The sequence below is a fragment of the Stenotrophomonas beteli genome (assembly GCF_001431665.1).
In the GTDB taxonomy this organism is placed as follows: domain Bacteria; phylum Pseudomonadota; class Gammaproteobacteria; order Xanthomonadales; family Xanthomonadaceae; genus Stenotrophomonas; species Stenotrophomonas beteli.
The window spans coordinates 1-9,915 of record NZ_LLXV01000071.1 but is presented as its reverse complement, the minus strand read 5'-3'; the positions used below and the strand labels follow the sequence as shown (position 1 = coordinate 9,915).

The window sequence follows — 9,915 nt, the reverse complement described above, 5'->3', positions numbered from 1 at the left end:
CGCCCCCACCCCACCTAGAATGGGCCACATGAGCACCCTGACCTTCCGGGCCGCCACGCCGGCCGACATCCCCGCCCTGATCACCCTGGTCACCTCGGCCTACCGCGGCGATGCCAGCCGCGTCGGCTGGACCACCGAAGCCGACCTGCTGGATGGCGCCCGCATCGACGCCGAAGGCATCCAGGCCGATCTCGACCGCCCGCGCTCCACCATCCTGCTCGCCGAACGCGAGGGCCAACTGGTGGCCTGCGCACACGTCGCCGGTGTCGACGGCAAGGGCTATTTCGGCATGTTCTCGGTTGATCCGGCCCAGCAGGGCGGCGGCGTCGGCAAGCAGCTGATGGACGCCGCCGAAGCGCACGCCGCACGCGAATGGAACGTGCCGGTGATGCAGATGACGGTGATCGACGTACGCGACGAACTGATCGCCTTCTACGAGCGTCGTGGCTACCAGCGTACCGGCATCAAGAAGCCATTCCCGTATGGCGACGAACGCTTCGGCATCCCCAAGCGCGACGACCTGCGTTTCGAGATCCTGGAGAAATCGCTGGCCGGAGCGGCCGCGTGAGCGATACCTGGACCTTCGTCTGTGCCGGCAACGAGCTGCTGCCCGGTGAAATGAAGAGCGTGTTCGACGAAGTGACCGGCACGCCGATCGTGGTGTTCAACCTCGACGGCGAGCTGTACGCACTGGAAGACCAGTGTACGCACGAGGAGTTCGAACTGTCCTCGGGCGAATTCAACACCGCCGAAGGCAGCGTGGAGTGCGTGCTGCACGGCGCGCGCTTCGACGTGCGCGATGGCCGCGCGCTGTGCGCCCCGGCCTACACCCCGGTCCCGAAGTTCCCGGTCAAGCGCGAGCACGACGCCGTCTGGACCCGCGACGACCGGGAGTGAGGCGCGCCACCCCGGCAGCATCCACCCCGGGGAGGACCTGGCGGAAGGCCATGAGGGCCTTCCCAGGCCATTCCGGGGCCCGTCCAGCGGCCCGCCATGCCCGTACATGCGAATCATTATCGTTGATGTTATCCTACGTAACATCTTCGTAACGGCTTCGCCCCCGCGCCATGGCTTCGCCCGCGCCCATCGCCACGTTGTGCCAGCTCGCCCGCCAGGGTTGGCCGCTGCTCGTGGCCGCGCTGCTGACGCTGCTGCTGGGCTGGTCGGCACTGCACGAAGGACGCGGCAACGGCCCTGCTGCCCACGGCTGGCAGGCACACGCTGAAGATCTGCAGCAGGTCATGCCGATGCCGGCCCCGCCGGCGGACGAGTGCCCGCACCATGCGGCACCAGCACCGGAACCGCCGCTGGATGGCGAGGGCGCCGCGCCCTGCACCGGACTGACTCCCCCGCGCGCCATCCTGGTCGCGCACATTCCGCTGTGGCGCTCCGACGCCCTGCGTTGGCAGCGGCACGATCCTGCGCTGCGCTTGAACCCCGGCCACGCACCGCCCGCACCGCACGCCAGTTGAGGCGCCCTGCGGCCGTTGCCGTGCGCCTGATTGCGTTTCCTGCCAGCCGAGCATCGGCTCGGCTACAGAAGAAGCCCTGTACGTCTCGTCGCGCTGCCTGCGCTTCGGCCTTCGCCCTTCCCCGATCCAAGCCACCCTTCATCGCCATGACCCACATCACCTCCCGCAAGTACGCCCCGCGCGTTTCCCTGCTCGCCACCGCCACCCTGGCCGCCGGCTTCGCGCCGCTGGCCGCGCAGGCTGCCGACAACGCCGATGCCGGCTCCCGCAATGCCACCGAGCTGGACAAGGTGCAGGTGCGCGGCAGCTGGTTCAATCCGTCCTCGCCGAAGTTCACCGCCGAGCTGCTGGACACCCCGAAGTCGGTGTCGATCGTGTCGGAAAAGCTGATCGCCGAAACCGGTGCGACCAACCTGCAGGATGCACTGCGCATGGTGCCGGGCATCACCTTCGGTGCCGGCGAAGGCGGCAACCCGACCGGTGACCGCCCCTTCATCCGTGGCTTCGATTCGCAGAGCAACGTCTTCGTCGATGGCCTGCGCGACGTCGGCTCGCAGACCCGCGAAATCTTCGACCTGGAGCAGGTGGAAGTGGTCAAGGGCCCGAGCTCGGCCTACGGCGGCCGTGATTCCGGCGGTGGCAGCCTGAACCTGGTCAGCAAGACGCCGAAGCTGAAGAACGAGACCAGCGCCAGCATGGGTATCGGTACCGACAGCTACGCGCGCGGCACCGTAGACGCCAACTACGTGCTGGGCGATGGCATCGCCGCGCGCCTGAACCTGATGAAGCACGAATCGGACATCGCTGGCCGCGACGCCGCCAATGTCAGCCGCTGGGGCATCGCGCCGTCGATCGCATTCGGCCTGAACGGCCCGGCGCAGCTCATCGCCAGCCACTACCACATGCAGAGCGACGACCTGCCGGACGCCGGTGGCTTCCCGTACGGCAACCCGAACGGTGCGCCGGCCTCCAAGTGGGTCGACGGCCGCCCGATGGTGCCCGACCGCAGCAACTACTACGGCCTGGTCGACCGTGACTTCCAGCGCACCCGCGCCGACATCAGCACCCTGGACGCCAGCTACGACTTCGGCGGCCACAAGCTGCGCAACATCGCGCGCCTGGGCAACACCAGCAACGACTACCTGTGGACCCAGCCGGACGACAGCCAGGGCAACCCGAACAATTACGGCACCTTGTGGCGGCGTACCAACAGCCGTGCCGTCGACGTCAAGAGCTTCGCCGACCAGCTGGGCCTGACCGGCGCCTTCCAGACCGGCGTGCTCAAGCACAGCTACAGCGCCGGCGTGGAGTACAGCGACGAGAAGATGACCCGCGGCAGCTACCTGATGACCCCGGGCACCAGCAATCCGCTCACCGGCAACAACAAGTGCCCGAGCACCGGCGCGGCCACCGGCTACAACTGCACCGACTTTGCCCATCCGGACCCGCGCGATCCGTGGGCGGCGACGCACTCGGTGTACCGCAGCGACAAGGCACTGGACGTCGAGCAGCGCACCCGGACCACCTCGGCCTATGTGTTCGACACCATCGAGCTCAATGAGCAGTGGATGGTCAACCTCGGCCTGCGCTACGACGACTTCCGCACCACCCTGACCACACCGGTGGCCGGCAAGGCTCCGACCCGCGTCCGCAATGACAACGACTTCCTGAACTACCAGGCCGGCGTGGTGTTCAAGCCGGCCGCCAACGGCAGCATCTACCTGTCGTGGGGCACCTCCTCGACCCCGCCGGGCATGGACGGTGGTGATGGTTCGGACAGCCTGAGCGCCGCCGTGGCCGACCTCAAGCCGCAGGATACGAAGAACCTCGAACTGGGCACCAAGTGGGACCTGTTCGACCAGCGCCTGAACCTGACCGCAGCGATCTTCCACACCGTGATGAACAACGCACGCGTGACCGTCGACAACGGCACCAGCCAGAACGCCGGCAAGAAGGAAATCAACGGCTTCGAGCTGGGCTTCACCGGCCAGCTGACCGAGGCCTGGAGCCTGTACGGCGGCTACACCTACCTGGACTCGGAACTGAAGGACAACGGTTTCGTCTGTGCCGCACCGGTGGGCCGCACCTGCCCGTCCAACGTCTACGTGCCCTCGCCGTACAACGGCAACGTGTTCCCGAACACCGCCAAGCACAGCGCCAACCTGTGGACCACTTACCGCTTCCCGATCGGCCTGACCCTCGGCGCCGGTGCGTTCTACTCGGACAAGCAGTACGGTGACGTGGCCAACACCAAGTGGATTGCCAGCTACACCCGCTTCGACGCGATGGCCAGCTACGCGATCCAGGACAACATCAGCCTGCAGCTCAACGTGCAGAACCTGACCGACAAGACCTACTTCACCAAGGCCTATGCCTCGCACTACGCGAGCATCGCCCCGGGTCGCTCGGCCACCCTGGCACTGAACGTGACGTTCTGATGTAACTCCGCTCCACCACGGCGGCAGGGTCTCCTGCCGCCGTTTTTGTTTCCGGCGATACTCACTCCATGGCGACCCTTACCCCCATCGACAGCGATGCTCTGGCCGAGCTGATGCAGCACGATCCGCAGGCTGCCTTCGCGCGCGTGCGCGCCGCTGCGCAGGCCGGACAGGTCGAGGCACAACTGCTGCTCGCGCAGATGCACATGGAAGGCAAAGGCACCGCACAGGACGCCTCGGCGGCACTGCTCTGGTACGAAACCGCCGCCAACAACGGCGCGCCGATGGCGATGAACATGCTTGGCCGCTGCCATGAGCTGGGCCAGGGCACTGTCGCCGACCCGGCGCTGGCGGCCGTCTGGTACCGCCGCGCCGCCGACACCGGCCTGGACTGGGGCCTGTACAACCTGGCCAACCTGCTGGCCACCGGCCGCGGCGTTGCGCAGGACCGCGCGCAGGCGCTGGCGCTGTACACGCGGGCCGCGCACCTGGGCCACGCCAAGTCTATGAACCTGCTGGCCCGCCACCTCGAAGACGGCCTGGAGATCGAGCGCGATCCGCAGGCCGCCCTGGGCTGGTACCGGCGCGCCGCCGAGACCGGCGATTTCCGTGGCCAGGCCAACTACGCCTCCATCCTGCTGCAGGCCGGTCAGATCGAGCAGGCCGTGCACTGGCTGCGGCTCGCACTGGCCCACGGCAGCCCTGCGTTCATGGCGCACATCGTGCCCGAACTGGCCGCCTCACCGCATCCGCAGGTGCGCGCCCTGGTCGCACCGCCGTCCCTCTGAGGAGTCCCGCATGCTGCTGCACATCCCCGACATTCTCAGCGCCGACCAGGTGGCCGATTTCCGCCGCCGACTGGATGCCGCCGACTGGACCGATGGCCGCGAGACGGTCGGCCATCTGGGCGCGCAGGCCAAGCACAACCAGCAGCTGCCCGAGGCTTCGCCGCTGCGCCGCGAGCTGGGCGAGATCATCCTCGTCGCACTGGCCCGGCACCCGCTGTTCTTCAGCGCCGCGTTGCCGCTGAAGTACCTGCCGCCACGCTTCAACCGCTACAGCGGCGGCGGTACCTACGGCTTCCACGTCGATGGCGCGGTAATGAACCTGGCCCATGGCGAGCAGCTGCGCTCGGACATTTCCTGCACCCTGTTCCTGTCCGCGCCCGAGGAGTACGACGGCGGCGAGCTGGTCATCAGCGATACCTACGGCGAACACGAAGTGAAGCTGCCCGCCGGCGACCTGATCGTGTATCCATCCAGCAGCCTGCACAAGGTCAGTCCGGTCACCCGCGGCGCGCGCGTGGCCTCGTTCTTCTGGGTGCAGAGCATGATCCGCGACGATGTGCAGCGCCGCCTGCTGTGGGAAATGGATGGCGCGATCGAGCGCCTGCGCCAGACCGGCGGCGACGCCGAGGCGGTGCTGCAACTGACCGGCGTGTACCACAACCTGCTGCGGCGCTGGAGCGAAGTCTGAGCCCCGTCGCGCCGGCCCGCGACAATTTGGCAATCATTCTCATTTGCAACGGCTAACAGCTCTCATTACAATCACGCCCCGTTGATGCCGGCCGCTGCCGGCAGACCCCTGGGACCCCTGCTTGCTGCGCCCGCTTCGCCCTCGCCCACTCATCCATCGCAAGATGGGCACCGCCATGCGCGGCCAGCGCCCTGCGCTGGCCAGCCTGCTGGCTTGGGTGGCGATGCTGGCCTTGCTGCTGGGCACCCTGCCGCTGCTGCCACACGGCCAGGCCGGAATGGCCGTGCAGATGCCACTGGAAGAGCGTGGTGGCGAAGGCGCCTTGCAGGAAGAGGCACCGGCCAAGCTGCGCCGCTGTGCTGCCGCTCCAGTGAAATCAGCCGTGAAGGCTCATCCGCCGTTGCTGCTGGCCAGCCAATGGCTGCGCACCGAACTCGATCTCGTTCCTGCCACGCCGGCCATGCCCGGCGTGCGCCCGGACTGGCCGCTGGCCGCTCCGGACACGCCATGGGCCGATGCGCCCGGGCGCCGCCAGCAACGCGGCCAGGCGCCGCCGCTCGCCTGATCCACGGCCCCGCCTGACCGCCTGCGCGGTCGTGCCCGCGCGCCGCTGCCTGCTTCCTCCCTGCCGCCCCTGACCGGGCCTCCCCGTGCATGCCGCGCCGTTCGCGCCTGGCACAGCACCTCCCTGCATCCTTCGAGGTAACTGCCATGGCCCAGCGCCATCGTGTCCGTTCGTCCCTGTCGCGCCCTGTCCTCACCAGCGCCGTGCTGGTGGCCCTTTCCGCCCCGGCCTTGGCCCATGGTGACGCCGCCGGTGCACCACAGACGCTGGACAAGGTGGTGGTCACCGCCTCCGGCTTCGAGCAGAAGGTGGTCGATGCACCGGCCAGCATCAGCGTGGTCAGCCGCGAAGAACTCAGCAAGCGCCCGTACACCGGCCTGGTCGACGCGCTGCGCGACGTCGAAGGCATCGACGTCGGCCTGGAGGCCACCGACAAGAACGGCCGCGCCACCATCTCGATGCGCGGCCTGCCGTCCGAGTACACCCTGGTGCTGATCGACGGCCGCCGCCAGAGCAACGTCGGCCAGCTGTACCCGAACAACTTCGGCGGTGGCCAGTTCGCCTACCTGCCGCCGCTGGACGCGATCGAGCGCATCGAAGTGGTGCGCGGCCCGATGTCCACGCTGTACGGCTCGGACGCAATGGGCGGCGTCATCAACATCATCACCCGCCGCAACCAGGAAAGCTGGCACGGCTCGGTCAGCCAGGGCTTCACCGTGCAGCAGGACGACCAGTTCGGCGACGCACGCACCACCGACCTCTACCTCAGCGGCCCACTGCTGAAAGATCGCCTCAGCCTGGCGGTACGTGGCAGCTACTACGATGCCAAGGCATCGAACCCGGAATGGGATGCACTGACCCTTCCCGACGGCACGCTGTGGGAGCGCAGCATCGGCTTCGGTGGCGGTGGCAAGTCGGTGGCCAACACCAACTGGAACACCGGCGTGCGCCTGGACTTCCATGTCAACGATGACCACGAACTGTGGCTGGACTACGACATGTCCCGGCAGAAGTACGACAACAGCCAGGGCCAGACCGGCACCCTGGACAGCCTGGCCAGCCTCTGGCGCGTGGGCAACGCGGTCATCCCCAACCCGAATGGCAGCGGCACTGTCACCCGCCGCGTGGTGCAGCCGCGCGTGGGCTACACCGCCTACCAGCGTTATGAGCGCGATCAGCTGTCGCTGACCCACCAGGGCCGCTACAGCTTCGGCACCTGGCAGACCTCGCTGACCCACAGCAAGAGCAGCAACCTCGGCCGCTCGCTGCCGCTGACCCTGGACGAGCGCGCCAACCTGCAGACGCTGTGGAATGACGTCTGCCGCCGCACTGGTGCCGCCAACAACTGTGCGGCCGGCCGTGGTAATGCCCTGGCCGCGCTCAACCCGAGCGAGATGGCGCGCCTGCAGGCGTTCCTGCCGCGTCCCCTGCGCACCATGGAGCTGGAAGGCTACGTGCTCGACACCATGCTCGACCTCGATTTCGGCGCACACACGCTGACCATCGGCGGCCAGTACAACGACACCGACATGATCGACGGCGTGTTCGGCATGGATGGCGCCGGTTACCGCAGCAACACCAGGCAGAAGCACCGCATGTGGGCGCTGTTCGCCGAGGACAACTGGGCGCTGACCGACACCCTCACCGCCACCTTCGGCCTGCGCTACGACGACCACAACGTGTTCGGCAGCCACGTCAGTCCGCGTGGCTACCTGGTGTGGAACGCCAGCGACGCGTGGACCTTCAAGGGTGGCGTCAGCACCGGCTACAAGACCCCGCGTCCGGACCAGCTGTTCCCGGGCATCACCGGCTTCGGTGGCCAGGGTGTGCTGCCGCTGGTGGGTTCGCCGAACCTGAAGCCTGAAACCAGCACCAACTACGAGCTGGCCGCCTACTACGAAGGCCAGCGCTGGGGCTTCAACGTGACTGGCTTCTTCAATAAATTCGAAGACAAGATCGCCAGCGGCGGCACCTTCCCGAACTGCGAAGTGGCCCGCGCCGGCAGCGGCTACTGCGTGGACATCGGCCCAGGCTGGGCCGCACTGGGCTACAGCACCTTCACCCAGAGCGTGAACATCGACAAGGCCGAGACCCGCGGTGCAGAACTGGCCGGTCATGTCGACCTGCTCGACACCCTGCAGCTGCGCGGCAACTACACCTGGACCAGGAGCGAACAGACCAGCGGCGCACAGAAGGGGCTGCCGATCAGCGGCACCATGCCGGCAAAACACATGGCCAACACCAGCCTCAACTGGCAGATCAATGAAGCGGTCAGCCTGTCGCTGATCGGCGAGGGCCGCTACGACCGCTATCGCGACACGCTGCTCGATGCCAACGGCGTCAGCCAGACCCGCTATTACGAGGACTACACGATCTTCCATCTCGGAGGCAGCTGGAAGGCCACGCCGTGGCTGACGGTGAACGCGCGGGTCAACAACCTGTTCGACAAGGACTTCGTCGCGCAGTCGTGCCTGCTGGTCAGCCAGAGCGAGTTCAACTGCGTGGACGACTATGCGACCAAGGACCAGCGCCGCAGCTACTGGATCTCGCTCAACGCGAAGTTCTGACCGCGCTCTGGTGGCGCCGGCCACTGGCCGGCATTGCGGGATGGCCGGCCAGCGGCCGGCACTACCCGGATCCAACCACACGGGATACAGAACGATACGCAATTGCGAGCTATTCTCATCAATGATGTAATGGGCAGTCCCCGTCCGCCTCGAACCGTGCCGTGAGCCGTCCTGCTTCTTCCACCGTGCAGCAGCAACAGAGCCGTGGCTTCTGGCTGCGTACGCTGCACCAGTGGCACTGGATCAGCTCGGCGGTGTGCCTGATCGGCATGCTGCTGTTCGCGGTGACCGGGCTGACCCTCAACCATGCGGCGAAGATCGAGGCCAAACCGCAGGTGCAGAACCAGCACCTGGAACTGCCGGCCGAACTGCTGGGCCAGCTGGGCACGCGCGAGGACGGTAATGCGCCGATTCCGCGCCCGGCCCGGCAATGGCTGGACGCCCAGCTGGGCATCGCCATTGGCGGACGCCCGGCCGAGTGGTCGGCCGAGGAGATCTACCTGTCGCTGCCGCGCCCCGGTGGCGACGCCTGGCTGAGCATCGATCGCGCGACCGGTGCGGTGGAGTACGAATCGACCTCGCGCGGCGTGGTGTCCTACCTCAACGACCTGCACAAGGGCCGCAACGCGGGCCCGGCATGGGGCTGGTTCCTGGACCTGTTCGCCGTGGCCTGCCTGGTGTTCTGCATCACCGGACTGTTCCTGCTGCACCTGCATGCGCGGCAGCGGCGCATGACCTGGCCGCTGGTCGGCCTCGGCCTGATGATTCCGCTGCTGATCGCCCTGCTGCTGATCCACTGACTTTCCCTCGTTCCCGGAGCCGCCCCATGCGCGTCACCCTGACCATCGCCCTCAGCGGCCTGCTGGCCACCTCGCCGGCCTACGCCACCACCCTCGACATCAACGTCGAAGTGCCCAAGCTCAACGTGGCCGAGTACCACCGCCCGTACGTGGCGGTGTGGCTGGAAGGTGCCGACCAGAAAGTCGCTGCCAACCTGTCGGTCTGGTACCAGCAGACCAGCAACAGCGAGGGCCATGGCACCAAATGGCTGCCCGACCTGCGCCAGTGGTGGCGCAAGAGCGGCCGCACCCTGCAGGTGCCGGTGGATGGCGTGACCGGCCCGACCCGCCCGGCCGGCAAGCACGCGCTGTCGTTCAACGACAGGCAGCCGGCGCTGAAGCAGCTGGCCCCGGGCAACTACACCCTGGTGGTGGAAGCGGTGCGCGAAGTCGGCGGCCGTGAACTGCTGAAGATCCCCTTCACCTGGCCGGCCACCGCCGCGCAGAACGGCAAGGCGCAGGGCGCCACCGAACTGGGCCAGGTCACCCTCGCCGTCAAACCCTGACCGCTCATCCGGGTCAGAGCCCTTCCTGCGGAAGGGATCCGACCCCGGGGTC

At 67.6% G+C, this 9,915-nt stretch carries 10 protein-coding genes; all 10 read left to right on the top strand.

Translation table 11 applies throughout. From position 1 onward, the window contains the following. Nucleotides 1-28: 28 nt before the first annotated feature. Nucleotides 29-568 carry a GNAT family N-acetyltransferase gene (locus ARC23_RS17325; RefSeq protein ID WP_057498347.1) on the top strand — a complete coding sequence of 180 codons (540 nt, stop codon included), beginning with the start codon at nucleotides 29-31 and terminating at the stop codon, nucleotides 566-568. Then, the gene (locus ARC23_RS17320) at nucleotides 565-897 is read left to right on the top strand and encodes a non-heme iron oxygenase ferredoxin subunit (RefSeq protein ID WP_057498345.1); all 333 of its coding nucleotides are present in this window, start codon (nucleotides 565-567) and stop codon (nucleotides 895-897) included. Before ARC23_RS17325 ends, ARC23_RS17320 begins: the two co-directional genes overlap by 4 nt. Nucleotides 898-1,067: 170 nt before the next feature. Beyond that, nucleotides 1,068-1,472 (top strand): hypothetical protein, encoded by a 405-nt coding sequence (locus tag ARC23_RS17315; RefSeq protein ID WP_057498344.1) that lies wholly within the window; start codon nucleotides 1,068-1,070, stop codon nucleotides 1,470-1,472. Between the two features lie 146 nt (nucleotides 1,473-1,618). Further along, nucleotides 1,619-3,910: a TonB-dependent receptor gene (locus tag ARC23_RS17310; protein WP_057498343.1), complete on the top strand. Its 2,292-nt coding sequence runs from the start codon at nucleotides 1,619-1,621 to the stop codon at nucleotides 3,908-3,910. A 68-nt stretch (nucleotides 3,911-3,978) separates the two neighbouring features. Then, nucleotides 3,979-4,698: a tetratricopeptide repeat protein gene (locus ARC23_RS17305; RefSeq protein ID WP_057498342.1), complete on the top strand. Its 720-nt coding sequence runs from the start codon at nucleotides 3,979-3,981 to the stop codon at nucleotides 4,696-4,698. Between the two features lie 10 nt (nucleotides 4,699-4,708). Beyond that, nucleotides 4,709-5,386 carry a Fe2+-dependent dioxygenase gene (locus tag ARC23_RS17300; protein ID WP_057498341.1) on the top strand — a complete coding sequence of 226 codons (678 nt, stop codon included), beginning with the start codon at nucleotides 4,709-4,711 and terminating at the stop codon, nucleotides 5,384-5,386. Nucleotides 5,387-5,549: 163 nt separating this feature from the next. Beyond that, nucleotides 5,550-5,951 carry a hypothetical protein gene (locus tag ARC23_RS17295; protein WP_057498340.1) on the top strand — a complete coding sequence of 134 codons (402 nt, stop codon included), beginning with the start codon at nucleotides 5,550-5,552 and terminating at the stop codon, nucleotides 5,949-5,951. Nucleotides 5,952-6,097: 146 nt separating this feature from the next. Then, the gene (locus ARC23_RS17290) at nucleotides 6,098-8,518 is read left to right on the top strand and encodes a TonB-dependent receptor domain-containing protein (RefSeq protein WP_057498346.1); all 2,421 of its coding nucleotides are present in this window, start codon (nucleotides 6,098-6,100) and stop codon (nucleotides 8,516-8,518) included. 161 nt (nucleotides 8,519-8,679) lie between these two features. Beyond that, nucleotides 8,680-9,318, top strand: coding sequence for a PepSY-associated TM helix domain-containing protein (locus ARC23_RS17285; RefSeq protein WP_057498339.1), 639 nt, complete (start codon nucleotides 8,680-8,682; stop codon nucleotides 9,316-9,318). A gap of 26 nt (nucleotides 9,319-9,344) precedes the next feature. After that, nucleotides 9,345-9,863, top strand: coding sequence for a DUF2271 domain-containing protein (locus ARC23_RS17280; protein ID WP_005408420.1), 519 nt, complete (start codon nucleotides 9,345-9,347; stop codon nucleotides 9,861-9,863). The last annotated feature ends 52 nt before the right edge of the window (nucleotides 9,864-9,915 follow it).

Excerpts from the sequence above, each read along its gene's own strand:
- ARC23_RS17325 (WP_057498347.1), top strand. The coding sequence starts at position 29 with ATGAGCACCCTGACCTTCCGGGCCGCCACGCCGGCCGACATCCCCGCC.
- ARC23_RS17315 (WP_057498344.1), top strand. The coding sequence starts at position 1,068 with ATGGCTTCGCCCGCGCCCATCGCCACGTTGTGCCAGCTCGCCCGCCAG.
- ARC23_RS17310 (WP_057498343.1), top strand. The coding sequence starts at position 1,619 with ATGACCCACATCACCTCCCGCAAGTACGCCCCGCGCGTTTCCCTGCTC.
- ARC23_RS17305 (WP_057498342.1), top strand. The coding sequence starts at position 3,979 with ATGGCGACCCTTACCCCCATCGACAGCGATGCTCTGGCCGAGCTGATG.
- ARC23_RS17300 (WP_057498341.1), top strand. The coding sequence starts at position 4,709 with ATGCTGCTGCACATCCCCGACATTCTCAGCGCCGACCAGGTGGCCGAT.
- ARC23_RS17295 (WP_057498340.1), top strand. The coding sequence starts at position 5,550 with ATGGGCACCGCCATGCGCGGCCAGCGCCCTGCGCTGGCCAGCCTGCTG.
- ARC23_RS17290 (WP_057498346.1), top strand. The coding sequence starts at position 6,098 with ATGGCCCAGCGCCATCGTGTCCGTTCGTCCCTGTCGCGCCCTGTCCTC.
- ARC23_RS17280 (WP_005408420.1), top strand. The coding sequence starts at position 9,345 with ATGCGCGTCACCCTGACCATCGCCCTCAGCGGCCTGCTGGCCACCTCG.